This window comes from Corynebacterium sp. HMSC061H03 (assembly GCF_001838215.1).
GTDB classification, from domain to species: Bacteria; Actinomycetota; Actinomycetes; order Mycobacteriales; family Mycobacteriaceae; genus Corynebacterium; species Corynebacterium jeikeium_D.
Genome location: NZ_KV836048.1, coordinates 45,981 through 71,374 on the forward strand (window position 1 = coordinate 45,981; position 25,394 = coordinate 71,374).

Sequence of the window (25,394 nt, forward strand, 5' to 3'; positions counted from 1 at the left end):
GGGCTAATCGTAGGCTGGGGTTATGACGTACTGCTACACAGCTGCCGAAATTCGCGCCGCGGAACAGCCCTATCTGGACGCACAAACGCGTGACGACGAACTCATGCGCCACGCAGCCGCCGCTGTGTCGGAGGTGGCGGAGCGGATGCTCTCAGAGGCATCTCCGGAGCCTGGTCGCGGTCGCGTGCTGCTGTTGGTTGGATCGGGAGGCAATGGTGGCGATGCACTCTATGCTGGCCGAAACTTGTCCTCGGATGGGCATGGCGTGGATGCGGTTTTGCTGGGCTCGAAGCCGCATGAACGGGCGCTGAAAGCTTTTGAACTCGCAGGTGGGCGGGTGCTGCCGTTGGGGTGTGACCGGGAGACGGATTTATCGAAGATTCTGTGGTCGATTAGTGAAGACTACGCACTGATCATCGACGGCATCGTGGGGCTCGGAGGTCACGGCGCGCTGCGTGAAGAGGCCGCGTGGTTGGTGCGCGAAGCGCGGTTGGGCAAAGTTCCCATTCTCGCGGTTGATGTGCCGAGCGGCGTAGAAGCCGATACCGGGCGAACTTTTGACCCGCCTGCCCAGACCATCAATCCAGACCCTGATCTGGAGGAAGGACAGAACCCGTACCTGCCATCCCACGTCGAGGCCACGACAACGGTGACTTTCGGCGGTCTGCGCTACGCGCACTCGCTGTCCGAATCCTGTGGCACCGTCGAATTACATGAAATTTCCCTCGACTCCTTCTCCCTCGAACTTCCAGGACTGGGGCAGACGCTCTATGAAAACGGTACCTACAATGCCGTCCACCACCAGACTCCGACCGTGGAGTTCTACGAAGCCCTAGGCGGGAGCTTTCCGGCACCACTTGGCGCGATGACCCCGCTCGAACCCGGTGCTGCAGACCACAAGTACTCCACTGGAGTTACAGGAATCGCCGCCGGTAGCGAGGCGTATCCCGGTGCAGGTCAGCTGTGCGCCACCGCTGCCGTGCATGCGACCAGTCCTGCGGTCATCTATGTCGGCGACGCGGCCGCACGCAACCGCATCACCGCAGCCTTGCCGACGGTCATTACGCAGCAGGACTCGGTGGATCGCAAAGAGGTACGCGTCGATGCCTGGGTCGTCGGTCCCGGTCGGGGCACTGATGAGAAAGCCGCCGAGGAACTGCGAGACATTCTGGCCACTGACAAACCAGTGGTCATCGACGCTGACGCACTGACACTGCTGTCGAAGCATGAGGACATCCGACAGCTCGTTCGTGAGCGCGGCCAGGAGCGCAACCTGCGCACTGTTCTCACGCCGCACGCCGGTGAATTCGAGCGCCTGACCGGGCACGAGGTCACTAACCCCATCGCAGACGCCCGTGAACTTGCCGAGCAGTTCTCCTGCGAAGTGTTGCTCAAGGGGCGCCGTACCGTGATTGCCAATCCGGCAACGCAGCGCACAGTCGTGGTTGACGCGGGTAGCTCCTGGGCAGCCACGCCGGGCTCTGGCGATGTACTGTCCGGGCTCCTCGGCGCCTGGGTAGCGCGTGGCGAAGCCCTCTATGTACCAGCAATTATTCATGCGCGCGCCGCATTTTTGGCCGCGCAGACAGAGTTCGGACCAGCACCCTGCAGCGCCCAGGACATCGCCGAATCCATCCGAGATGCCACCGCATGGTTCACCAACGAAGGCAGCAGTGGCAAAATACGGCTATGACTTCCTCGGCACCAGCCATCCTGACCCATACCGTTAATCTCGACGCAATCACCCACAATGTGAAGACCGTCAAGGCCATCGCAGGGGTGTCGGAATTCATGGCCGTCGTCAAGGCGGACGGCTACTCGCAGGGTGCGCTGCAGACCGCGCAGGCCGCGCTGGCCGGCGGGGCAACACAACTCGGTGTCGCAACAATCGACGAGGCGCTCTCCCTCCGCGAGGAACTCCGCGCCACGCTTGACGACGGCCACACCATCCCCATCCTCGCCTGGATCTGGGACGCAGCAGCCACCTCGTTGGTGCAGCGCGCTGTGGCTGCAGATATTGACCTCGGTCTGCCGTCGATGGCTCATGCGCTGGCCGTGGCCAATGCCGGGCGGGCGCTGTCGGTGACACCACGTGTGACGGTGATGGTCGATACGGGTTTGGGCCGCTCGGGATTCTCTATGGCCAATGGGGACTTTGAGCATGCGGTCGCTCAGCTGGTTGAGCTGCACAAGACCGGTGCTCTGAATATCACCGGTGCTTTCACGCACTTTGCGTGCGCGGATGAGCCGGGCAACGAGAGCGTCGATAAGCAGGCACAGAATTTCCGTGCTGCGATTGCGGCACTGCGTGAGGCGGGGCTGGACGAGCTGATTAACCATGCGGCGAATTCGCCGGCATCGTTGTCGCGTCCGGACCTGGCCTTCGACATGGTGCGCCCAGGGCTGGCGATTTATGGTGGCGAGCCAATTGTGGGTGCCACCCATGGATTGCGTCCGGCGATGCGGTGGGAGGCGTCGGTCATTTTGGTCAAGAAGCTGCCGGCGGGGCAGTCGGTGTCCTACGGGCAGACGTGGACAGCTGACCGCGATACCACCGTCGGCATCGTGCCCTGTGGCTATGCCGACGGCATGATGCGCTCGGCCTCCGGGCATTTCGAGGTCAGCATCAATGGCACACGCTATCCGCAGGTAGGGCGCGTGTGTATGGATCAATTCGTCGTCGACCTGGGACCCGACACCGATGTCGAGGCCGGCGACACTGCGGTTATCGTTGGTGATCCCGCACTGGGGGAGCCCGGTCTCGATGACCTCGCGGAGGCATCCGGCACCATTAACTATGAAATCCTCACCGCGCCGAAGGGACGCAGCGAGCGAAAGTGGGTGCGCAGCCGCATCGCGCCAACCGCAGAGGACATGCGTGACCTCGGCGAGGAAATTGGCCGGGAGTTGGCAGCTGGGGATCTGGTGATTCTCGATGGCCCACTCGGCGCGGGCAAAACGACCCTCACGCAGGGCATCGCCCGCGGCATGAATGTGCGCGGTCGCGTGACGTCGCCGACGTTCACAATCGCCCGCGAGCACCGTCCGCTGGCAACCGACGGCGTCACCCTCATCCACGTCGACGCCTATCGACTCTTCGGCGAAGAGGGACCCGGCTCCGATGGCGAGGCCTTCGATGCGCTGGACTCGCTCGATTTGGACACCGACCTTGAGGACAGCGTCGTGGTCGCCGAGTGGGGAATGGGGCTCGCCGAGGTGCTCTCCGAGCGCTATCTACAGGTGAGTATCGATCGTTCGCGTGACGACGATGCCCGCGTCGTCACCTGGACGTGGAGCAAGTAGCTTCAAGTCGGTTCAAGTAGGTTACTGAGTATGAACATTTTGGCCGTTGACACATCGACTCCACAGGTCACCGCGGGAATTGTCCGCGATGGTGAAACCGTGGCCGAAAAGCTGCACCTGGATGCCCGTGCGCACAACGAGGTGCTGGTGCCGCTGATTCAGCAGTGCCTCACTGACAGTGGGGTGGCGGCAACCGAGCTAGATGCCGTGGTTGTCGGCTGTGGGCCGGGGCCGTTTACGGGCTTGCGCGTTGGTATGGCTACCGCAGCCTCCTTCGCCGACGCTCTGGGAATTCCCTGCTACGGCATCTGCAGCCTGGATGCGCTCGCGGGTGGTGTTGGCGATGAACTGGTCGTCACCGATGCCCGCCGCCGCGAAGTGTACTTCGCCGCCTACCGCGATGGCCAGCGGGTTTTTGGTCCGGCAGTGGCCAAGCCAGCCGACGTCATGGAGCTGCTCAAGGAAGAACTTGCAGCAGAAGTCGCCGACTTCGCGCCAAGCCACGCCTGCGGCAGCCTCAGCCACATCGAGCAAATTGCCGGGCTTGAGGTTCCTGCCGAACAAGTCTTTCCCACTCCGAAAACCATGGTTGAAGCGGTCGACTTTGACTCCGCGCCGGGCCCACCGGTGCCGCTGTACTTGCGCCGTCCGGATGCCGTTGTCCCGAAGGCTATGAGATGAGCGTCGTCAAGCTAGTGCGTCTCGGACCTCCTGCGGCCAAGGCGTGTGCGGCGATTGAGGCGGAGCTGTTTGCCGGCGATGATCCCTGGCCGGAATCGGCCTTTATGGCAGAGCTGGCCGCGCCGAACAATTTCTACATCGGGCTGATCGCAGAGGCGGACGGGGGCGAAGAGCTGTGCGGCTATGCGGGGATTACCAAGCTGGGGCCTGCGGGGGCCGCCGAGTACGAGATTCACACTATCGGTGTGGGACAGAAGTGGCAGCGCCGGGGGTTCGGCGCACAGCTCATGGATGCGCTAATGGCGGCTGTGGCGGAGGATCCGGGCCCGGTTTTCTTAGAAGTTCGCACAGATAACGAACCCGCGATTGCCATGTATCGGCGCTATGGCTTCGAGAATATGGGGCTGCGAAAGAACTATTATCCGGGCTCTGGGGCGGATGCATACACGATGTGTCGGCCTGAGTCAGCCAGCTAGATGTTGACGTATTGACTAATCTGCGTTAAACCAGGCACATGGCTAAAACCTTTGCAAAACAGCTCGTAGAAACCCTAGAGAAGCAGGGTGTCAAGCGAATCTTCGGACTCGTTGGAGATAGTTTGAACCCCATTGTCGACGCTGTGCGCGAGTCCTCCATTGAGTGGGTGCACGTTCGCAACGAAGAGGCTGCCGCCTTCGCCGCCGGCGCGGAGTCCCTGGTCACCGGCGAATTAGCAGTGTGTGCGGCCTCCTGTGGCCCGGGTAATACCCACCTCATTCAGGGCCTGTATGACTCCCACCGCAACGGCGCAAAGGTGCTGGCGCTGGCATCGCACATTCCTTCCCGCCAGATTGGCTCGAACTTCTTCCAGGAGACCCATCCGGAGTTCATCTTCAACGAGTGCTCCGGTTACTGCGAGATGGTCAACTCCGCTGAGCAGGGTGGCGTCGTTTTGCATCACGCTATCCAGTCGACCATGACTGGCCACGGTGTTTCCGTGCTGGTTCTGCCGGGCGACATTACAACGCATGAGGTGGAGAATGATGAGTTCGTCACCTCCACTATCAGCAGCGGCCGCCCAGTCGTATTCCCTGACGCCGGTCAGGCCGCCGCGCTTGCCGACGCAATCAACGAGGCTAAAACGGTCACGCTTTTCTGTGGCGCAGGCGTGAAGGACGCCCGCGAACAGGTGCTCAAGCTTGCGGAGAAAATTAAGTCGCCGGTGGGACATGCGCTGGGTGGCAAGATGTACATCCAGTACGACAACCCCTATGACGTCGGCATGTCCGGTCTGCTGGGCTACGGTGCCTGCCACGATGCCTCCAACGATGCTGATCTGTTGATTCTGCTCGGTACTGACTTCCCCTACAACGACTTCCTGCCGACTAAGAACGTCGCACAGGTCGATATCGATGGTCGTGCCATCGGTCGTCGTACCACGGTGAAGTACCCAGTCGTCGGCGATGTGGCTGCCACAATTGAAACCATCCTGCCGCACCTGGATGAAAAGACCGATCGCTCCTTCCTGGACAAGCAGCTGCGGAACCACGAGCGCCTGCTCAGCCACGTCATCGAGGCATACACCCACGACGTTGAGAACATGCGCCCGATTCACCCGGAGTATGTAGCCGACCTGATTGATAAGTACGCCGATGACGATGCCGTCTTCACCGTCGATACCGGTATGGGCAATGTCTGGGCTGCACGCTACGTCACGCCGAATGGCAAGCGAGAGCAGATTGGTTCTTTCCGTCACGGCACTATGGCCAATGCACTGTCGCAGGCCATTGGTGTGCAGGCTGCTGACCGGGACCGTCAGGTCATTACCTTCAACGGTGACGGTGGCCTGTCAATGCTGCTCGGTGAGCTCATCACCGTGAAGCAGGAGCAGCTACCCATCAAGATGTTTGTGTTCAACAACTCCTCGCTCGGCATGGTCAAGCTGGAAATGCTGGTTCAGGGGCTGCCGGAGCACGAGACCGATCACGACGCAGTGGACTACGCCGGAGTCGCAGAGTCGTTGGGTATCAAGGCCATCCGAATTGAAGATCCGGCCGATGCGCCTCGCCTGATTCAGGAGGCGCTGGCATACGACGGCCCGGTGCTGGTGGACATGATCACCGACCCGAATGCCCTGTCCATCCCGGCAAACATCACCTGGGACATGCTGATGGGATTCTCCAAGGCCGCTACTCGCACCGTCTTCGGCGGCGGCGTTGGTCAGATGATCAACATGGCACGGTCGAACCTCCGCAACATCCCGCGGCCATAGTGGGGGTAGCGCTCTCGAGATGCGGGAGCGGGTGCGGTGCGGTACCTCTGTTTCCATGATTAAAGGTTTTCTGGTGAACCCTGACCTGACGCATCGCATCGTCGAATTTGAGTTGGAGGCCGCTGCTACATTCCTCGGCGGAGTTTCCTCCGACCGTGTTTCGGTGGCGTTTCAGGAAGACGGCGCCGATTACGCCGCTCTCTACAACCCGACGGCCAAGGCTGAGGGCGCTGAACCGAATCCGGTCGCGTCCCTCGGCCGCAATGAGGCTGCTACGGGCAACTCGGCTTTCTTTACCGACCCCACCACCGCAATTTGCGGAACGGTCGTATTTGTCGACGCCGAGGGCAAGGATATCGGCGACGAGGAAATCGAGCGTATTAAGCACGGTATGCGCGCCGTGCGCCACTACCGCGATGACTACCCAGAGGAATACGCTCTCTGGCGTGCCGCTGTGCGGAACCTCGGTCGCCTCGAAATTTAAACTCGGTCGCTGGTAAGCGACCCGGTGGTGCGCTAGTACCATGACTGCTATGACCGAGTTGACCCTGCTGGCAATCGAGAGTTCCTGCGATGAGACTGGCGCTGCAGTGATGCGTGTGCGCTACGACGACACCGACACCAGCGCCCCCGCCATTCCCGAGGTGGAAGTGCTTGCCGACGTCGTCGCATCCTCCATGGAACAGCACGCCCGCTTCGGTGGTGTGGTCCCGGAGATTGCTTCCCGCGCTCATTTGGAAGCCCTGCAGCCAGTAGTCTCCGAGGCGCGCGCGCAAGCAGCTGCCAAGCTCGGTATCGATACTTTTATCCCAGATGCCGTCGCCGCTACCGTGGGACCCGGTCTCGCCGGTGCGCTGCTGGTCGGTTCGGCAGGCGCGAAGGCTTATGCCGCCGCCTGGGGTGTGCCTTTCTACGGCATTAATCACCTTGGTGGCCACGTTGCTGTCGGAGCTCTCGACGGCGCGGATCTATCCAACGCAGTGGCGCTGCTAGTTTCCGGCGGGCACACGCAGCTGCTGCGCGTACAGGGGGTTGGTCGTCCGATGGAGGAGCTCGGATCGACGCTTGACGACGCGGCCGGAGAGGCATACGACAAGGTTTCGAGGTTGCTTGGGTTGGGTTACCCGGGCGGCCCGATTATCGATAAGTTGGCTAAGCAGGGAAATCGCAAGGCCATCGCGTTTCCTCGCGCCATGATGCGCCAGCAGGATGCGCGCCATGATTTCTCCTTCTCCGGCTTGAAAACCGCCGTGGCCCGCTATGTCGAGGCGGCGGAGAAGGAAGGTCGTGAATACTCCGTAGAGGACGTCTGTGCTTCCTTCCAGGAGGCGGTCTGCGATGTATTGACCAAGAAGGCCGTTCGCGCAGCTCAGGATGTGGGGGCCACTACGCTGCTGCTCGGTGGTGGTGTGGCTGCGAACTCGAGGTTGCGTGAACTCGCAGCGGCGCGAGCTACCTCGGCGGGAATTACGCTGCACGTGCCACCGATTAAGTTGTGCACCGACAACGGTGTCATGATTGGCGCAGCTGCCGCCTACCTTATTGCCGCGGGGGTCAAGCCCTCTGGCTACGCCTGCCCGACCGACCCATCGATGCCAGTGGAAAATCCTGTAATGCAATAAGCAGTGATTGCCCCTCGGATCCATGTTAAATTTCGTTAACTGACTTTGACTTGTTTCTCTGCCATGGATCGCAGGACAATTACAGGAAAGCGCTTGCCCAAAAATGAGTAAAGACTACAGCGAGTGGGAACTTCAGCCATCCGATAATTCGCATAATCAGACTGAGCTGTTTGCACCGCAGGGCGAACCGCAAGTACCGCAAACACCGCAAGCTAAAGAGCAGCGCGGTCGTGGTCGGGGAGTGTTATGGGCAGTCGTCGCGCTGTTGCTTGTGGTGATCGTCGCTCTGGCAGCGGTGCTTTACCTAGTTGCGAGTGGTCGAGGTGAGCAATGGTCTGGTGCAGGTGCAAAGGATGAAGTAACACCGAAGCTCACTGTTACTGCGACTGCGACAGAGACCGTGAAGGTGGAGTCGCCGGAGAAAACCAAGACGAGGGAAACTACGAGTACGGCTACGCCCGATTATCCGATCAGTGGGGATTGCGAGGCATCGGCGTTCCCGACTACGGAGGAAAACTTTACGATTGTCGCCTGTGACGGATGGTGGGCGCTGGGTGGGCGCGCAAACAGTGGTGGACTGGCGGTCTACCAATGGGATGAAGGTGCCTGGCAAAGGAGGGAGCCAGACAGTCGTTACACAACCGGTTCTGGTGGTCCGTGCTTTAGCGATGAGTACATCAAGGAACACGGAATGACGGTTACTGCGTTCGGTCGTATGGCGTGTAACCCCGACAAGCTGACCAATTAGCATTAGCGCTCACTATTGTTGAGTGTTAGCACTTGCAGGGGTAGAGTGCTAACGAAGGTTGTTTGACACACAGTTGTTCACCCGCGACGACGGCTGTGCACGGCAGACCAACCGGCACAAGAACATCACATCACCGCATGTATGGAGGAATTCATCGTGGCGAACGTCAACATCAAGCCGCTGGAGGACCGCGTCCTCGTCCAGATCAACGAAGCAGAGACCACCACGGCTTCTGGCCTGGTTATCCCGGACTCCGCTAAGGAGAAGCCGCAGGAGGCTACCGTTATCGCAGTTGGTCCGGGTCGTTGGGCCGATGACGATGACCGCATTCCTATGGATGTCAAGGAGGGTGACATCGTCATCTTCTCCAAGTACGGCGGCACTGAGCTGAAGTACCAGGGCGAAGAGTACCTGCTGCTGTCTCAGCGCGACATCCTGGCTGTTATCGAGAACTAAAGGGAGGACGTACCCACACATGGCGAAGCTTATTGCTTTTAACGAAGAGGCTCGCGAAGGCCTCAAGCGCGGTGTGGACACGCTTGCCGACGCAGTCAAGGTCACGCTTGGCCCGAAGGGTCGCAACGTTGTCCTGGACAAGGCCTTCGGCGGTCCGCTGGTCACCAATGACGGTGTGACCATCGCCCGCGACATCGACGTTGAGGATCCGTTTGAGAACCTCGGCGCGCAGTTGGTTAAGTCCGTAGCGGTCAAGACCAATGACGTTGCCGGTGACGGCACTACTACCGCAACGCTGCTGGCACAGGCGCTGGTCCACGAGGGTCTGCGCAACGTTGCAGCCGGCGCAAACCCGATTTCGCTGAACCGCGGTATTCACGCTGCATCCGACAAGGCGGTTGAGTTGCTGAAGCAGCGCGCCACCCCGGTCAGCAGCTCTGCTGCCATCGCACAGGTGGCAACCGTTTCCTCGCGCGACACTGAAATCGGTGACCTGGTTGCAGGTGCCATGGACAAGGTTGGCAAGGACGGCGTCGTCTCTGTGGAGGAGTCGCAGTCGATTGCCACCGAGCTGTCCGTGACCGAGGGCGTGTCTTTCAACAAGGGCTTCCTCTCGCCGTACTTCATTACCGACGTCGAGGCTCAGCAGGCAATTCTTGACGGTGCACAGGTGCTGCTCGTTCGCGAGAAGATTTCCTCCCTGCCGGAGTTCCTGCCGATTCTGGAGAAGATTGCCGAGTCCGGCAAGCCGACTCTGATTATGGCTGAGGATATCGAGGGCGAGGCTCTGTCCGCACTGGTCATCAACGCTATGCGCAAGACCTTGAAGGTTGCCGCAGTGAAGGCACCGTACTTCGGTGACCGTCGTAAGGCGTTCATGGATGACCTGGCAGTTGTCACCGGTGCAACCGTCGTTACGGCTGACACTGGCATGCAGCTGAAGGACGTTGGACTTGAGGTGCTGGGTAACGCACGCCGTATCACCATTACCAAGGACGAGACCGTTCTGGTTGACGGTGCCGGCACCGCTGAGGCTGTGGAAGAGCGTCGTAACCAGATTCGTGCCGAGATTGAGCGCACTGACTCTGACTGGGATCGCGAGAAGCTGGAAGAGCGTCTGGCGAAGCTCTCTGGCGGCGTGGCTGTCATTAAGGTCGGCGCTGCTACCGAGACCGAGGTCAACGAGCGCAAGCTGCGCGTCGAGGACGCCATTAACGCTGCTCGTGCGGCAGCTCAGGAAGGCGTCATCGCCGGTGGCGGTTCCGTACTGGTGCAGATCTCCCGTGAACTCGAGGCATTCGCTGACGAGTTCGAGGGCGACGAGGCAGTCGGTGTCCGTGCAGTTGCCAAGGCTCTGACCCGTCCGGCTTTCTGGATTGCTGAGAATGCTGGTAAGGACGGCGCTGTCGTTGTCTACCACATTGGTGAGCTGGAGAACGGCAACGGCTACAACGCTGCTGCTGACACTTACGAGAACCTGATTGAGTCCGGCGTCATTGACCCGGTCAAGGTCACTCACTCCGCAGTCGTCAACGCAACCTCCGTGGCGCGTATGCTGCTGACCACCGAGGCTTCTGTTGTGGACAAGCCGGAGGAAGAGCCGCAGCACGATCACGCTCACTAATTGTCAGTGAGCTAGTGCCCGGGCCTTTGGCACGTAAAATGCTCCCCACCTTTCAATCTGAGGGTGGGGAGCATTTTGGTTTTTATGTGAACTGGATGGAGTCCGAGAGAGGAGAGGGACTACATGGCAGTGACTAGAACGCGTTCAAGTTCGCGTTCACGTGCGGCCGGCTTAGCTCGAAGGATTTCATTTCGTTCAGATTCGCTGAGACCGCCCCAGACACCGTATGGCTCACCAACCTTGAGTGCGTGACTACGGCACTGCATAAGAACAGGGCAAGAACGGCAGATAGCCTTCGCACGGGCTTCACGCAGGCTGCGTGCGCGTCCGCGCTCGCCTTCCGGGTGGAAGAAGGTCGCGGAGTCCTGCCCGCGGCACGAGCCGTGCAGCTGCCAATCCCACAAATCCGCATTGGGCCCGGGCAAGTGGTCGATGTACGTCATCGGAATTGATGTCTCCTTCATTGAGCTTTCTTGAAGCAGTGAGCTCAAGTGTGGAGGTCAACAATGAACGGTTGGTAAACCTAAGGAGGCCAGCCGGGATACTACGCAAACAATTCCGTCAAACTCTTACCAAATTTTTAGAAACGGCCAGGTCGTCGAGAACGCAAACCGTCGACAAAGCCTGCGCAGTAGTCCCATGGGGCGTAACGGGAGGGGTCTGGATCGAATTGTGGCTCGTGAACCGGAGATGCCTGTCCAGACAGGAGCATCAGGTAGTGGTTTTCCAAAACCTCCCAGTTGTAAAAGTGCTCGTCACCGCAGTCCTCACACAACATACAGACGCCCAGTAATCCCTCTGGGCTCAAAGCGGTACGGAATAGGCGAACTGCGGCCAGATCTTCAAGAACCTCTCGACGTTCCTGGTCTGTCAGTGGAGCAAACGGCTCATCCGGCTCGAGAAAGCTTGCCGGGTCATTGGGATCTCCTTCGAACGGATCCCGCGGCATGGATGAGAAAAAGTTGTGGTTCACAACCACTACCGTAACAGCTCTGTACGGCAATCCTGTCGATTGGCGATGCACTTAGTTGGGGTTTAGTTCACCTTGGAATAACCCTCAGCTAGCTTTCGGCTAACCCTTGTCGGGCACCTGTCGCTCCGCCTAATTGTCGCGTTTCATCACTGAAGGACTACCCTGTATATAACGTTTGGCAACCACGAAGCGATAGCGCCCCTGGCCGGATGTCGGCAAGGGTGGAGCAGGAGGAGTCCATGACCAACCCCACGGGAATTAGCCTCGGCGGAGACAATCCCAACAAGATTCCACTAGTCGGCCTTACATTCGATGACGTCCTGCTGCTGCCGGATGCTTCGGACGTTATCCCCTCCGGCGTTGATACTTCGACGCAGCTCACTCGTGAGCTGCGTCTGAACATTCCGGTTGTGTCCGCTGCTATGGACACCGTCACCGAGGCCCGCATGGCTGTTGCCATGGCCCGCCAGGGCGGTATGGGTATCCTGCACCGCAACCTGTCTATCGAGGAGCAGGCTCAGCAGGTCGAGATTGTGAAGCGCTCTGAGGCTGGCATGGTGTCCGACCCGGTGACCTGTTCCCCGGATGACACCATCGCCGAAGTAGATGCCAAGTGTGCTCGTTACCGCATCTCGGGCCTGCCGGTCGTCGACAAGGACGGCAAGCTGGTCGGTATCTGCACCAACCGCGACATGCGTTTTGAGGCAGACCTGAACCGCAAGGTTTCCGAAATCATGACCCCGATGCCGCTGGTCGTGGCTGAGCAGGGTGTGTCTGGCGATGCGGCGCTGAACCTGCTGCGCGCTCACAAGGTGGAGAAGCTGCCGATCGTCGATGGCGAAGGTCGCCTGACTGGTCTGATTACCGTCAAGGACTTCGTCAAGAAGGATCAGTACCCGAATGCTTCCAAGGATAGTTCCGGCCGTCTGCTGGTCGGTGCTGGCATCGGTACCGGCGAGGACTCCTGGAAGCGCGCGCACGCCTTGGCTGACGCAGGCGTAGACGTGCTCGTTGTTGATACCGCTCACGCCCACAACTCAGGTGTACTTGAGATGGTCTCCCGCGTTAAGAAGGAATTCGGCGAGAACATCCAGATTATCGGTGGCAACCTGGCTACCCGTGGCGCTGCACAGGCCATGATTGACGCGGGTGCAGATGCCATCAAGGTCGGTATCGGCCCGGGCTCGATTTGCACCACTCGCGTTGTCGCAGGTGTGGGCGCCCCGCAGATCACCGCCATTATGGAAGCCTCTGTCGCAGCTAAGAAGGCTGGCGTTCCGATTATCGCCGATGGCGGTATGCAGTTCTCCGGCGACATCGCCAAGGCTCTGGCAGCCGGTGCATCCTCCGTCATGCTCGGTTCGATGCTGGCAGGTACCGCTGAGGCTCCGGGTGAGGTCACCTTCGTCAACGGCAAGCAGTACAAGATGTACCGTGGCATGGGCTCGCTGGGTGCTATGCAGGGCCGCGGCCTGACCGGTGAGAAGCGCTCCTACTCCAAGGACCGCTACTTCCAGGCTGATGTCAAGAGCGAAGAGAAGCTGGTTCCGGAAGGCATTGAGGGTCGTGTTCCGTTCCGCGGCAGTATCGACTCCATCGTTCACCAGCTGGTCGGTGGTCTGCGCGCAGCTATGGGCTACACCGGTTCCGCTACCGTCGAGCAGCTGCACGACGCACAGTTCGTCCAGATCACCGCTGCAGGCCTGCGCGAGTCGCACCCGCACGATATCCAGATGACTGTCGAAGCGCCGAACTACTACCAGCGCTAAACTGGCTTAGTCGAGTTAAATTCCACGGAAAGGGCATGTGAGGAAAGCTCATGCGCGACATCGTTGAAATCGGTATTGGCCGCGAGGCACGCCGGACCTACGAGTTGGACGATATTGCACTCGTTCCCACTCGGCGTACCCGGTCGTCCAAGGACGTCGATACCTCCTGGCGAATTGATGCCTACGATTTCGAACTCCCGATGATGATGCATCCGACAGATGCCATCGCCAGCCCGGAATCCGTCGCTGAGTTTGCTCGCCTGGGCGGTTTGGCGGTTCTCAACGCCGAGGGTATCTGGGCCCGTCACGCCGATGCGCAGGACAAGATCGCCGAGCTGGTGGAGTTGGCAAAGAATGCCGCCACCAAGCGTGAATCCGAGGCAGTGAACCGCAAGCTGCAGGAACTGCACTCTGCTCCAATTGATACTGACCTGTTGGTTGAGCGCATCAAGGAGATTCGCGCAACCGGCGCGATCACTGCAGTTCGTGTCTCCCCGCAGCATGCCCGTGAGCTGGCTCCGCTGGCTATCAAGGCCGGCATCGACTTGTTGGTTATCCAGGGCACGCTGATTTCCGCAGAGCATGTCACGGCTCAGGGTGAACCACTAAACCTCAAGGACTTCATCGGCAGCCTGGACGTTCCAGTTATCGCCGGTGGCGTTGTCGACTACCAGACTGCGCTGCATCTGATGCGTTCAGGTGCCGCTGGTGTGATTGTCGGTACGGGCTTTACGACGTCCCCGGATGCGCTCGGTATCGATGTGCCAATGGCTACCGCTATTGCGGATGCTGCAGCTGCCCGTAAGGACTACCTCGATGAGACCGAGGGGCGCTACGTCCACATCATTGCCGATGGCGGCATTGATACCGTCGGTGACATTGCCAAGGCAATCGCCTGCGGTGCGGATGCTGTGGCACTGTCCAGTGTGCTGGCAACCGTCCACGAAGCTCCGGGGCAGGGCTACGCCTGGCCGTCTGTTGCGGCACACCCGAAGTACCCGCGCGGTGCGGTGTGGCCGGTCGTCGACGATGAGAAGGAATTGGTCAGCCTGGAAGAGGCTCTGTTTGGCCCTTCCGCTTCGCCGTTCGGTGACCGCAATCTCGCCGGTGGCCTGCGTCGCGCAATGGCCAAGTGCGGCTTTACCAACCTGAAGTCCTTCCACCGCGTTGAGCTGTCGGTACGTCCAAAAGGTTTTTAATTAAAGTAATCGGATGGTTTTTTCGCAAAACTACCTTACTGAAAAGCCACCTCCGCTTAGGGTTAGGAACATGAGTTCCGCGCATTAGCGTTACGCCCTTAGAGAAGGTGGCTTTTCCCATGAGTAAACAACGTGATTTCGATGTTGTAATCGTCGGTTCCGGTTTTGGTGGTTCTGTTTCTGCTTTGCGGTTGACCGAAAAGGGCTACCGAGTGGCAGTTCTCGAAGCTGGTCGACGGTTCGAAGATAAAGACTTTGCCAAGACCAGCTGGCGGCTTCACAAGTACCTGTGGGCTCCTAAGCTGGGACTCTTTGGTGTCCAGCGTGTGCACATGTTGAAAGATGTCATGATTCTCGCTGGTGCCGGCGTCGGCGGTGGTTCTCTTAACTACGCAAACACTCTGTATAAGCCGGGTACTGAATACTTCCAGCACCGTCAGTGGGGGCACATTACCGACTGGGAGTCAGAACTCACTCCGCACTATGACAATGCATCTCGCATGCTCGGGGTGGTCACCAACCCATCCGACACGCCTGCCGACGTCGTCATGCGTGAAGTAGCCGAAGATATGGGGGTGGGTCATACTTTCCGCTCGACTCCGGTGGGTGTGTTCTTCGGAGCCAAGACAGGTGGACAGGGTGCGCCAGGGCAAACAGTTTCCGATCCTTACTTCGGGGGGATCGGCCCGGACCGTACTGCTTGTACGGAATGTGGTGAGTGCATGACTGGTTGCCGTCACAATGCCAAGAACACCCTGGTTAAGAACTACCTCTACTTGGCGGAGAAGTTTGGTGCGCAGGTCTTTGACCGCACTACCGTTACTGGCCTGCATCCTCAGGCTGATGGCTCCTGGGTTATTGACACTGAGCGCACTGGCCGTTGGGTAGCTAAGGACAAGCAGCAGTTTAGCGCTAAGCGCGTCATTCTCGCCGCCGGTGCCTGGGGCACACAGAATTTGTTGCATCGCCAGCAGGCCGATGGGCACTTGCCGCTGCTGCCGAAATCTTTGGGCAAGCTGACCCGCACCAACTCCGAGGCTATTTTGGGCGCGATGGGTACGAAGGTGGACCCGGAAAATGACTTCTCTAACGGTGTAGCCATCACTTCGTCATTCTTCCCGGACGAGGACACCCATATCGAGCCAGTGCGCTACGGTAAGGGCTCTAATGCCATCGCAATGCTGCAGATGATTATGACCGAAGGAGGTCGTCGGACTCCGCGATGGTTGCAGGCTGTGGGAACCGTCGTAAAGCATCCTAACTACCTGACGCAGCTCGTGAATCTGCGTAAGTGGTCGCAGCGCACCGTGATTTCTCTGGTGATGCAGAATCGCGACAACTCGATTACGACGTACCTGCAAAAGATCGGGCCGGTGCGTTTCCTGATGAGTAAGCAGGGCGAGGGGGAGCCGAATCCGACGTGGATTCCGTCGGGTAACGAAGCTACGCAACGTGCGGCGGACAAGCTCAGTGCACGTGGTCGGAATGGTCGTGTGCTGGCTGGGGGCACTATCGGTGAGTTGGCAAACATTCCTTTGACAGCTCACTTCATTGGCGGCGCAACGATTTCGGATTCACCCGAAAACGGCGTTGTTGATCCGTACTTGCGTGTGTGGGGTTACCCGACGCTCTCGATTCACGACGGTTCGGCGATGGCAGCCAACCCGGGAGTGAACCCGTCACTGTCGATTTCCGCGAATGCGGAGCGTGCAACGTCGCTGTGGCCGAATAAGGGTGAGGAAGATCAGCGTCCGGCGCAGGGTGAGTCCTACGTGCGCCTGGATCCGATTGCTCCGGTGAACCCGGCTGTGCCGGAAGATGCTCCGGCTGCACTGAACCTGGGTATGCCTGCAGTCCGTAAGTCTTGATAAGCTTTAGGGCGTGTCTGAACAGGTGACTAAGCCCGTCCTCGTCGTGGACTTCGGTGCGCAGTATGCGCAGCTCATCGCGCGACGTGTGCGCGAGGCAAAAATTTATTCCGAAGTGGTCTCGCATGATGCGACGACCGAAGAAATTAAGGCCAAGAACCCGGCTGCGCTGGTGCTGTCCGGCGGCCCGTCCAGTGCCTACGCCGAAGGTGCCCCGAAGCTCAACCCAGAGTGGCTTGAGCTGGGCATTCCGGTGTTTGGTATTTGCTACGGCTTCCAGGCGATGACTGAGGTGCTCGGCGGCACGATTGCTGCTACCGGTGACCGTGAGTACGGCCGCACGCAGCTGAACGTCGTCGACGGTGGCGGTGTCGCTCACACTGGTGTGCCGGAGACACACGAGGTGTGGATGAGCCACGGTGACGCGGTGTCTAAGGCGCCGGAGGGCTTCACCGTTACGGCGTCCACCAAGGGTGCTCCGGTAGCGGCTTTCGAGTGCTTGGAAAAGCGCATGGCCGGTGTGCAGTACCACCCGGAGGTCAACCACTCGCCGTATGGTCAGCAGGTTCTGGAGAAGTTCCTGTATGAGATTGCTGGCCTGGAGCCGGACTGGACTGCCGCTAACATCGCGGAAGAGCTGATTGAGCAGGTCCGTAATCAGGTCGGTGAGACCGGTCGCGCAATTTGCGGTCTGTCTGGCGGCGTTGACTCCGCAGTTGCCGCCGCGCTTGTGCAACGCGCTATTGGTGACCGTCTGACCTGTGTCTTCGTCGACCATGGGCTGCTGCGCCAGGGTGAGCGCGAGCAGGTTGAGAAGGATTTCGTTGCCGCAACTGGTGCGAAGCTGATTACCGTCGACGATTCCAAGGTCTTCCTGGATGCTCTGGCTGATATCACCGATCCGGAGACCAAACGTAAGACCATCGGCCGTGAGTTCATCCGCTCCTTCGAGCGCGCTGTCGCACAGGCGCTGGAGGGCGCTCCGGAGGGCGAGACCGTGGACTTCCTGGTCCAGGGCACCCTGTACCCGGATGTGGTTGAGTCCGGTGGCGGTTCTGGTACCGCCAACATTAAGAGCCACCACAACGTCGGCGGTCTGCCGGATGACGTTGAGTTCACCCTCGTTGAGCCGCTGCGCCTGCTGTTCAAGGACGAGGTCCGTGCGGTCGGCCGCGAACTGGGGCTGCCGGAAGAAATCGTCGCTCGCCAGCCGTTCCCGGGTCCGGGTCTTGGTATCCGCATCATCGGCGCTGTCGATGAGGAGCGTCTGGATACCCTCCGTCGCGCCGACGCCATTGCACGCGAGGAAATGACGGCCGCAGGTATGGACGAGGTTGTCTGGCAGTGCCCGGTCGTCCTGCTTGCCGACGTCCGCTCGGTTGGTGTCCAGGGTGATGGTCGTACTTATGGCCACCCAATCGTGCTGCGCCCGGTTTCCTCTGAGGATGCGATGACCGCTGACTGGACCCGCGTTCCGTACGACACTTTGGAGAAAATCTCCACCCGTATCACCAACGAGGTGCCTGAGGTCAACCGCGTGGTCCTGGATGTGACTTCCAAGCCACCGGGAACCATTGAGTGGGAGTAAGCCACTAGTTGGCAAGGGCCGTGTCTGTGAGTTGTGCAAACTCGCGGGCACGGCCCTCTTCCGTCAGGGCCGAATTGTTCTTGGCGATGGTGATGCGCTTATCGGCGGCTAGGGTGTGGAGAGCTGCGCTCACGGCATCGTCGTCAAGCACGGCGAAATAGGGGAGCTGGTCGGTGAAGAAGACGTAGCCGTCGCGTAGACGCGCGGTGAAGAGGACCGCGAGGATGCGGGCCTCTGGTGAGTCGGCGGGGTAGGGGCAGCGCTGGGCGAAATTGTCAGGAAGATGCGCGGCGAGGGGGGAGGAAGCCGAATTGCCGCGGCAGGATTGCGCAGGTAGCGGTGATGACGGCCAGAACTAGGGTCACGATGCAAGCGACCGGTGTAGAGGAGATTCGTTCGGCGACGGCGGCAATGATCCATGCTCCGGGGAAGATGAGCAGCACGCTTATACTGCTATTCCACGAGATGTCGTTTGGTGACTCGCGCATTGGCTCGGCGAAGTAGGAGGGCCGAGTTTCTTTGGTGGATGTTTTTGCCTGGCGCACGAAAAGTGTGGTGCCAATGAGTGCGAGTAGAAGCGCGATCAGGATCCACCAGCCAATGGAGCCGATGATGTGGGCTTTAAGCAGCGCGAGCAGTGCGATCACTGCGGTGGTGGCACCAATTGCCGTCCCCAGTCGCACGGGGCTATTGATAAATTTCGTCGTGCGTTCGGCTGCGTCTTGGTAAGAGCCTGAAGAGTGTTGGTGCTGGCTGCGTTCAGTCATACTTCTTAAGTTTAGTAACGGTGGCGCTATAGATTGTTGAGAGTTGTGTGGCTAGTGTTAAGGCCATGAGCATTGTAAAAATTAACGCTATTACTGTTCCTGAGGGCGCGGGAGAAGAGCTCGAACGTCGCTTTTCCGCTAACTCTTCAAAGATGACCGATGTGCCGGGTTTCATTGGTTTCCAACTGCTGCGTCCGACTGCAGGAGAGAGCCGCTACTTCGTCTTTACCGAGTGGGAGAGCGAGGAGGCCTACCAGGGGTGGCGTGAGGGCCGTGCCTTCAAGGCTTCGCATGAGGGCGAAAAGCGCAAGCCGGTGTCGGCGTCGGCTGATTTGCTCGAATTCGATGTAGTTCTGGATGTGAAGGCCTAAGTAGTACGAAATGTAGTACTCGGCTGAGGTTAGAGCGTCGCGCGGTGGTGTGCGGCGCTTTTCTTCGCACATTAATATCGAACGTACGTTCTATTTAGGGTAGTGTTTAATCCGCTTGCTGGGAAAGAATATTCGAGCAGTGTTCGTGGTGGGCAGGGCAGTGAGATGGCAGTGGGATAGCAGCGGGATGAGGTGGAACAAGAAGTGACAACGGCGGTCAATATTGCTGCGGGGCAGTCTAAGGAACAGACTATTGCGGCATTGCGGCAGGCGATGGCAGCCCAGTCTGGTGGGACTGCAACTGGTGCAACCTTTGGGCTCGGTGAGGCTCTGCCGGTGCCGGAGGCGTTGGAAAATACGTTGGCGGGAGCAGTGCGAAAAGGGGCTGTCAGTGTCATTGAACAGCCCGGTGCAGTATTGGCAGGCCTAATCGCGGAAGTCACGAAGACAGGGCATGTTGCGCTAGTTGGACTCGCTGAACAGGGGTTGCTCTCCGTGGTGGAGTTGGGCGGGAAGCTATCGAATATCGTCTGTGTGCCAGATCCTGGGATGCAGCCACTTGAAGTAATTGGGCTGTTGGCGGACGGCGTTGACTTGGTGGTGGCTTCGTTGGCGCGCACTCCGCCACCGTCGCAGGCACGTCCGCTGCAGGCACGACTGCGCACGAGTGGTTGTGCTCTGGTTTTTGTCGGGCAGCAGTGGCCGGGCGCTGCTGCGGAAATTTCCAGCTCTGTTTCTGGTGTTTCCGGGCTTGGTACTGGTTATGGCCGGATTCGGGCAGTGGATTACCAAGTCAGTGTGTCGGGGACGCGGTTTCCGCGGAGGCAGTGCCGTTGGCGGGTGGGGGAACAGGTGGAACAGAACAATGTGGTCGCGTTTCCCGCACAGAGGAGGTCCTAATGGCAGCGGCGGAATCGAATCGTGTGGTGGCGCTCTGGCTTCCTGATTGGCCAGTGCAGGCAGCGCATCTAGCATCTGTGACGTCGCAGGCTAATCCGCTCAGTCCAGTTGCGATCGTGGGTGATAGCGGAGTAGCTGCTTGTTCTCCGAGTGCGCGCCGTGCAGGGGTACGGCGCGGGCAAAGCCGTCGCCATGCGGAAGCGTTGTGCCCGGAGCTGGAGATTGTCGAGGAAAGTGCGGTGCGCGACGCTGCGGAATTCGAGTCCGTGCTGCAACGGTTGGAGGCGGTGGCAGCTGGGGTCGAAGCTCTACGGCCAGGCTTGGCGGTTGTGGCAGCGCGAGGGGTAATGCGTTATTACGGCGGCCAGGATGTGGCCTTGGAAAAGCTGCTTGATGCCGCTGCGGTACCGGGCGTGGACTGCAGCTTGGGGCTCGCGGACGATATTGTGACAGCTATTTTGGCAGCGCGCAGGGGAGTGCTGGTAGCTCCCGGGGAAGATGAAGGCAAAAGATTTCGGCAGGGAATCTCTCTGGTGGAGCTGAGGGCGGAAAGTGCACTGGAGATGCCCGCAGAGCTTGCGAAGTCGTGGCAGGAACTCGGCCTGCGCACATTGGGGGATGTCGCTGCGTTACCGAAGCGGGATATAGCCAACAGGTTTGGGGCGCAGGGGGCTAGATGGCACGATTTGGCCTGCCGTGGGGAAGTGCGGTTGGTGGCGCCGCGATCTTTGCCGCCCGGACTGGCTGTGAGTTACCAGTCTTGGGAGAGTCCACTCCGGAGAGTGGATGAGGCCTCATTCGTCGCGCGCTTTCTAGCTGGGCAACTGCATGAAAAACTTTTTAACCATGGGTATTCGTGTTACCGCTTAGCGGTAGTGGCGCAATTTAGTGACGGCTCAGAGGTGCGCAGAGTATGGCGCTGCACTGAGCCACTGGCAGAACAGACTACGGCTGACAGGGTTCGGTGGCAGCTCGATGGCTGGCTGAATAACAGGAATCGGCAGCAGCCACGAGGGGACAGCGGCACTGTTGCTGGAACTGTTGACGGCGCTGAGGAAAATGATGGAGATGACAGCCGCGGAATTGTAGAGCTGCAGTTAGAGCCACTGGATGTGGTCGCCGCCGGTACTGTAAAACAGGATCTGTGGCACGGTAGTGATGATGCGCGAGCCAAAGCGCGCCGGGCTGCCGAGCGTGTGCAGGGGTTACTGGGGTCAGAGGCAGTACAGCAACCAATCATGCAGGGCGGGCGTGGCCCAGGGGAAAGAGTGGGATTTGTCGCGTTCGGAGAAAACCCCAAAAACACAAAAACCGCGGAAAATAATCAGCCGTGGCCGGGAGCTGTTCTTGCCCCCAATCCGGCAACTATTCCCGCGACTGCTAATGCTGAGGTGGAAGTGCTCGATGCCAATGGGCAGACCGTGGGCGTAACTGGGCGAGCGACCATGACGGCGGAACCATCTCTGGTGCGGCATGGAGTGACAACGTACCGCGTGTCATCGTGGGCTGGGCCCTGGCCGATTGATGAGCGCTGGTGGGCGCCCGATGAGGCTCGTCGAGCGGCAAGACTACAAATCCGTGCGGTAGCGTATGACGGTACCATCGCCGCCTGGTTGCTCATAGGGCATGCCGGCGTATGGAGAATCGAGGGTGCTTACGCGTAGAGGCTTAGCGAGGGGCCGGCGCCGGGGTGGGCAACCCGATTACTTCGATTGGAAGTCAATAACCAGGCGGTTCGGATTGCTCAACGAGAAAACCTTGAATGGGGTCTTATCTCCCTTGAGCCCGACGACATATTGAGTCTGTCCCTCGAAGGTGCCGGCGCCAACGACTTCCTTAATAACGGACGTCGATGTCGGCTTGACCGGGTCAGAGGGGAAGTCCTCCATCTGGAAATCAAAGGGGTAACCCATGCCCCGCAAGTCGATTACCAGCTTGGCTGTGCCGTCGACCGAAATCGGTTTGCCGGAGCCCTGTTGGGTCGGCACATCCTCGTAACGGACGAAATATCCCGGAGTGCCCTCGCCCGTGAGTTCAAAGACAATGCGGTCGTAACCGTCGTGGGAACCGACACGGACATCTTCAATACCCAAGTAAGCGCCATCGGAAGGGGCAGCTTCTGAGGAGGAACTATTGAAATCGCCCTCCGGAGCAGCATCGTCATCCATGGTGGTTTGCGCCGCCGCAGGTGAGCTAGTGGAGCTGCTAGAGCTGCTTGACAAATCGGAGGTGCCAGCGGTTGAGTCAGTCTTCATAGACACTGCAGCAGCCGAGTCTGGGGATGAGTCAGAGGAGCAAGCGCCGAGAGCCAGGCCCAATGCGAGGCACAGGGATGCCGCGATACGGGTACGGGTGCGCGAAACATCCAGCGATTTCGTATTCATACGTCTGACGGTATGTGCGCAGTTACGGAATTTCAACAAGCTGAACTACAAAAGTCGAGGTCAGAAGTATTTGTTGTCAAAGTGTTGCACAACAGTAACAAAACAGGGGTGAACGCTGCGACCTAAGACCCAATCGCAGGGGGCACTCAATTACGCTTAGGCGTATGAGCCAGGCCAAATTTGATACCACCTGTTCCGCTCAGATGACTGAGCCGCTTCCCGGTACTGCGAAGACCGGAAAGCTCTTTATTGCGTTGGAGCACCAACTCGGTTGGTCGCACGATATTTTTGACGGCGGGGTATGGGGAGCAGAGATCACCGGTCAGGTAGAGGCCTGGTTGTCTGAACGCGGCGGCGCGTTGCAGCTGATTCGAAAGCCAGGCCGAATCGGCCAGCAGCCGTGTGATGGCGTTAACGTCTATATCGCGCATTGTGAATCAGTGGATGGCTCTGAGGTTTTTCTCGAACATCGCATGGTTGCCGATGTTGAAGACCTGATGACTCTGGATATCCGCCCTGGCCAGCCCACCGAGGGGGCCACTCGTCTGGACCATCCACTGTTTCTCATCTGTACGCACGGTAAGCGCGATCGTTGCTGTGCGATTAAAGGTCGCCCGCTCGCTGCTGCGATGCACAATCTCTACCCAGAGGTCGTGTGGGAAACCTCGCACTCTAAGGGGCACCGCTTTGCGCCGGCGAGTGTGCTGTTGCCATGGAATTACAGCTTTGGACGTCTGAGTGCGGTGGATGCCAAGGGGGTCATCGAAGACGCTCAGCAGGGCATCGTGCATGCAGAGGGCTGCCGCGGCCGTGGTATCTACACCCCGCAGGGGCAGGCGGCCGAGTTGGCTGTGCGTCGTCAAGCCGATACGTGGGGCGTAGACGATGTCGCACGCGTTGACGTCGACGGCACGACTGCAGTCGTCGCGCTTTACGACGGCCCCAGCGACCGCGACAAGGTCGTGGAATATGAAGTGGCCCTGGAGAAAATCACCACGGAAGGCGTTGTGTCTTCCTGCGGTGATGCTCCAGGGCCAAAGAAGGGCTGGGCTGCGGTCGAAGTAACCCGCCGCTAGCTAGTGGCTAGCTAATGTGCGCGGCTACCTGCGCATAATCTTCTTGGAGAGCCAGTTGCCGAAGATCTGCGCCAACTGGACGATGAAGATGATGACCAGGGTTGTCACCAGGGTGACGTTCCAGTCGAATGCCTGGTAACCGTAGGTGATTGCGAAGTTGCCCAGTCCGCCACCGCCGATGTAGCCGGCCATAGCTGACATGTCGACCACGGCGATGAAGGCGAAGGTGTAGCCCAGTACCAGCGGGCCCAGTGCCTCCGGCACGACGACCGTGCGGATGATGCGCCACGGACTTGCGCCCATCGCACGGGCGGCCTCAATCACGCCGGGGTCGATGGACATCAAGTTCTGCTCCACCAGTCGCGCGATGGCGAATGTGGCGGCAATCGACATGACGAACACCGCGGCTTCGGTGCCGATCGTGGTGCCGACCACGTTCTTTGTCAGTGGGCCGATGGCCGTAACCAAGATGATGAACGGGATTGGGCGAACAAAGTTAATCAGGACATTGAGGACCTGGTAGACAAACTTGTTGCGCAACACGCCACCGTCGCGGGTGGTGTAGAGCAGCACGCCGATTGCCAGACCTGCAACACCACCAATCAGCATGGCGACACAGACCATGTAGAGCGTCTGGCCGAATGCCTCGCCCAGCATTGGGCCGAGGCTATCCCAGTTGGTGTCCTTGCCACTCACCGATGGCAGAGAGTTTAAGAGACCGATCATGATGCAAGCTCCTCTACCTGTGTCAGTTCGGAAATAGCAGCAATGGCGGCATCGAAATCAGAGGAATCCGAGGCGGAATTACCTGTCAGCGGAGTCAACCGCAAAGTAAGGCGACCATAGGACTTCGCCTGCACATTGGCGACTGCGCCGTGTGCCACCGAGGCGGCGACACCGTGGGCACTAGTGGCCTGTGCTAGGGCACCGAGGTCAACACCGTCATTGATAGTGATGGTGACCAGGCGAGCCGCTGCGCTCTCGGCAGACTGATTCACCGAATCGCGTTCACGGCCAATTGGAACATCGCGCAGTGCGGTGGTGGCGAAGCGGCGGCCAACCTCAGTCTTGGGGTTGGCAAAGACCTCGTGGACCGTACCGGTTTCGACGATGTGACCATTTTCCATGATGGCCATGCGGTCAGCGATACCGCGTACAACCGACATGTCATGAGTAATCAGCACGATAGTGACACCCATTTCGCGATTGATGCGACGCAGCAGATCCAGGACGCCGGAAGTAGTTTCCGGGTCGAGTGCCGAGGTGGCTTCGTCGGCAAGCAAGAGCGTCGGTTCGGTGGCGAGCGCACGGGCGATGCCGACACGCTGCTTCTGCCCACCCGAGAGCTGCTCGGGGAAGGACTCCGCCTTGTCGCCGAGACCGACGAACTCCAGCAGTTCCTGGGCGCGAGCGCGGCGCTTGGCCTTCGGCATACCGGCCAGTTCCAGCGGATATTCAACGTTGCGAATCGCGTTGCGCGAATGGAAGAGGTTGAAGTGCTGGAAAATCATGCCGATATTGCGGCGCAGACCCCGTAGCTGGCGCTCGGAGATGCCGACGATGTCGGTGTCATCTAGCAAAACCTGCCCGGAGGTTGGCTTTTCCAGGCCGTTAATCATACGGATGAGCGTTGATTTACCAGCGCCGGAATAACCGATGACGCCGAGGATTTCGCCGGGTTCAACGGTTAGGTTGATGTCGGCGAGCGCGGTGACGTCGCCGAATTGCTTGTTCAGCTCGCGGAATTCGAGCTTCGTTCCCTTGTTGGTCACGAGTGAATCAGTGCCCCTTGGTCTGTGTTCCCTGGTGTTGGG

25 protein-coding genes are annotated in these 25,394 nt (G+C 59.5%); 18 read left to right on the plus strand and 7 right to left on the minus strand.

Going from position 1 to position 25,394, the window contains the following annotated elements; translation table 11 throughout:
- Window positions 1-22: 22 nt before the first annotated feature.
- The 10 genes from HMPREF2787_RS00770 (at window position 23) to groL (ending at window position 10,685) form a co-directional block, all read left to right on the plus strand.
- Window positions 23-1,693, plus strand: a complete 1,671-nt coding sequence (locus HMPREF2787_RS00770) for an NAD(P)H-hydrate dehydratase (RefSeq protein WP_070858126.1) — start codon at window positions 23-25, stop codon at window positions 1,691-1,693.
- On the plus strand, window positions 1,690-3,303 hold the full coding sequence (alr, locus tag HMPREF2787_RS00775; RefSeq protein WP_070858127.1) for an alanine racemase: 1,614 nt from the start codon (window positions 1,690-1,692) through the stop codon (window positions 3,301-3,303). Before HMPREF2787_RS00770 ends, alr begins: the two co-directional genes overlap by 4 nt.
- 30 nt (window positions 3,304-3,333) lie before the next feature.
- On the plus strand, window positions 3,334-3,984 hold the full coding sequence (gene tsaB, locus HMPREF2787_RS00780) for a tRNA (adenosine(37)-N6)-threonylcarbamoyltransferase complex dimerization subunit type 1 TsaB (protein WP_070858128.1): 651 nt from the start codon (window positions 3,334-3,336) through the stop codon (window positions 3,982-3,984).
- Window positions 3,981-4,460, plus strand: coding sequence for a ribosomal protein S18-alanine N-acetyltransferase (gene rimI / locus HMPREF2787_RS00785; protein WP_070858129.1), 480 nt, complete (start codon window positions 3,981-3,983; stop codon window positions 4,458-4,460). The genes tsaB and rimI overlap by 4 nt, the downstream gene beginning before the upstream one ends.
- A gap of 38 nt (window positions 4,461-4,498) precedes the next feature.
- Window positions 4,499-6,235 (plus strand): pyruvate dehydrogenase, encoded by a 1,737-nt coding sequence (locus HMPREF2787_RS00790; RefSeq protein ID WP_016422112.1) that lies wholly within the window; start codon window positions 4,499-4,501, stop codon window positions 6,233-6,235.
- Between the two features lie 55 nt (window positions 6,236-6,290).
- Window positions 6,291-6,719, plus strand: a complete 429-nt coding sequence (locus HMPREF2787_RS00795; RefSeq protein ID WP_042388422.1) for a hypothetical protein — start codon at window positions 6,291-6,293, stop codon at window positions 6,717-6,719.
- 58 nt (window positions 6,720-6,777) lie between these two features.
- Window positions 6,778-7,857 carry a tRNA (adenosine(37)-N6)-threonylcarbamoyltransferase complex transferase subunit TsaD gene (gene tsaD / locus HMPREF2787_RS00800; protein ID WP_070858175.1) on the plus strand — a complete coding sequence of 360 codons (1,080 nt, stop codon included), beginning with the start codon at window positions 6,778-6,780 and terminating at the stop codon, window positions 7,855-7,857.
- Between the two features lie 103 nt (window positions 7,858-7,960).
- Window positions 7,961-8,605, plus strand: coding sequence for a hypothetical protein (locus HMPREF2787_RS00805; RefSeq protein ID WP_070858130.1), 645 nt, complete (start codon window positions 7,961-7,963; stop codon window positions 8,603-8,605).
- Between the two features lie 156 nt (window positions 8,606-8,761).
- Window positions 8,762-9,061, plus strand: a complete 300-nt coding sequence (gene groES, locus HMPREF2787_RS00810; RefSeq protein ID WP_005510054.1) for a co-chaperone GroES — start codon at window positions 8,762-8,764, stop codon at window positions 9,059-9,061.
- Between the two features lie 19 nt (window positions 9,062-9,080).
- A complete protein-coding gene (gene groL, locus HMPREF2787_RS00815) occupies window positions 9,081-10,685 on the plus strand; it encodes a chaperonin GroEL (protein ID WP_070858131.1) in 1,605 nt (534 codons plus the stop codon).
- Window positions 10,686-10,804: 119 nt separating this feature from the next.
- On the opposite strand, the gene HMPREF2787_RS00820 is transcribed toward groL, so the two are convergent.
- Both HMPREF2787_RS00820 and HMPREF2787_RS00825 read right to left on the minus strand, forming a co-directional pair.
- Window positions 10,805-11,128, minus strand: coding sequence for a WhiB family transcriptional regulator (locus HMPREF2787_RS00820; RefSeq protein WP_016422117.1), 324 nt, complete (start codon window positions 11,126-11,128; stop codon window positions 10,805-10,807).
- A gap of 137 nt (window positions 11,129-11,265) precedes the next feature.
- On the minus strand, window positions 11,266-11,634 hold the full coding sequence (locus tag HMPREF2787_RS00825; RefSeq protein WP_038629374.1) for a DUF5319 domain-containing protein: 369 nt from the start codon (window positions 11,632-11,634) through the stop codon (window positions 11,266-11,268).
- Between the two features lie 263 nt (window positions 11,635-11,897).
- Between HMPREF2787_RS00825 and guaB the strand changes: the two genes are divergently transcribed.
- From guaB to guaA, 4 genes are all read left to right on the plus strand, one after another.
- Entirely contained in the window at window positions 11,898-13,427 is a 1,530-nt protein-coding gene (gene guaB, locus HMPREF2787_RS00830) for an IMP dehydrogenase (protein ID WP_070858176.1), read from the plus strand.
- Between the two features lie 50 nt (window positions 13,428-13,477).
- The gene (locus HMPREF2787_RS00835; protein WP_016422120.1) at window positions 13,478-14,626 is read left to right on the plus strand and encodes a GuaB3 family IMP dehydrogenase-related protein; all 1,149 of its coding nucleotides are present in this window, start codon (window positions 13,478-13,480) and stop codon (window positions 14,624-14,626) included.
- 119 nt (window positions 14,627-14,745) lie between these two features.
- Window positions 14,746-16,494: an FAD-dependent oxidoreductase gene (locus HMPREF2787_RS00840; RefSeq protein WP_070549717.1), complete on the plus strand. Its 1,749-nt coding sequence runs from the start codon at window positions 14,746-14,748 to the stop codon at window positions 16,492-16,494.
- 13 nt (window positions 16,495-16,507) lie between these two features.
- A complete protein-coding gene (gene guaA, locus HMPREF2787_RS00845) occupies window positions 16,508-18,082 on the plus strand; it encodes a glutamine-hydrolyzing GMP synthase (RefSeq protein WP_070858132.1) in 1,575 nt (524 codons plus the stop codon).
- A gap of 4 nt (window positions 18,083-18,086) precedes the next feature.
- On the opposite strand, the gene HMPREF2787_RS11205 is transcribed toward guaA, so the two are convergent.
- On the minus strand, window positions 18,087-18,233 hold the full coding sequence (locus HMPREF2787_RS11205) for a hypothetical protein (RefSeq protein ID WP_246824119.1): 147 nt from the start codon (window positions 18,231-18,233) through the stop codon (window positions 18,087-18,089).
- Between the two features lie 124 nt (window positions 18,234-18,357).
- Window positions 18,358-18,849: a hypothetical protein gene (locus tag HMPREF2787_RS11210; protein ID WP_246824121.1), complete on the minus strand. Its 492-nt coding sequence runs from the start codon at window positions 18,847-18,849 to the stop codon at window positions 18,358-18,360.
- Between the two features lie 65 nt (window positions 18,850-18,914).
- On the opposite strand from HMPREF2787_RS11210, the gene HMPREF2787_RS00855 reads away from it, so the two are divergent.
- From HMPREF2787_RS00855 to HMPREF2787_RS00865, 3 genes are all read left to right on the plus strand, one after another.
- Window positions 18,915-19,220 (plus strand): antibiotic biosynthesis monooxygenase family protein, encoded by a 306-nt coding sequence (locus HMPREF2787_RS00855; RefSeq protein WP_070858133.1) that lies wholly within the window; start codon window positions 18,915-18,917, stop codon window positions 19,218-19,220.
- 204 nt (window positions 19,221-19,424) lie between these two features.
- Window positions 19,425-20,120 carry a hypothetical protein gene (locus tag HMPREF2787_RS00860; RefSeq protein WP_070603657.1) on the plus strand — a complete coding sequence of 232 codons (696 nt, stop codon included), beginning with the start codon at window positions 19,425-19,427 and terminating at the stop codon, window positions 20,118-20,120.
- Window positions 20,120-21,784: a Y-family DNA polymerase gene (locus HMPREF2787_RS00865; RefSeq protein WP_070603511.1), complete on the plus strand. Its 1,665-nt coding sequence runs from the start codon at window positions 20,120-20,122 to the stop codon at window positions 21,782-21,784. The genes HMPREF2787_RS00860 and HMPREF2787_RS00865 overlap by 1 nt, the downstream gene beginning before the upstream one ends.
- A 39-nt stretch (window positions 21,785-21,823) precedes the next feature.
- On the opposite strand, the gene HMPREF2787_RS00870 is transcribed toward HMPREF2787_RS00865, so the two are convergent.
- Window positions 21,824-22,504, minus strand: a complete 681-nt coding sequence (locus tag HMPREF2787_RS00870) for an AMIN-like domain-containing (lipo)protein (RefSeq protein WP_070858134.1) — start codon at window positions 22,502-22,504, stop codon at window positions 21,824-21,826.
- A 164-nt stretch (window positions 22,505-22,668) separates the two neighbouring features.
- Here HMPREF2787_RS00870 and HMPREF2787_RS00875 point away from each other — a divergent pair, with 164 nt between their 5' ends.
- Complete coding sequence (locus HMPREF2787_RS00875; protein WP_070549721.1) at window positions 22,669-23,580, plus strand: sucrase ferredoxin; 912 nt, start codon at window positions 22,669-22,671, stop codon at window positions 23,578-23,580.
- A gap of 24 nt (window positions 23,581-23,604) precedes the next feature.
- On the opposite strand, the gene HMPREF2787_RS00880 is transcribed toward HMPREF2787_RS00875, so the two are convergent.
- The gene (locus tag HMPREF2787_RS00880) at window positions 23,605-24,237 is read right to left on the minus strand and encodes a methionine ABC transporter permease (protein WP_224433327.1); all 633 of its coding nucleotides are present in this window, start codon (window positions 24,235-24,237) and stop codon (window positions 23,605-23,607) included.
- Between the two features lie 65 nt (window positions 24,238-24,302).
- Window positions 24,303-25,352 (minus strand): methionine ABC transporter ATP-binding protein, encoded by a 1,050-nt coding sequence (locus HMPREF2787_RS00885; protein WP_049190340.1) that lies wholly within the window; start codon window positions 25,350-25,352, stop codon window positions 24,303-24,305.
- Window positions 25,353-25,394: the final 42 nt, after the last annotated feature.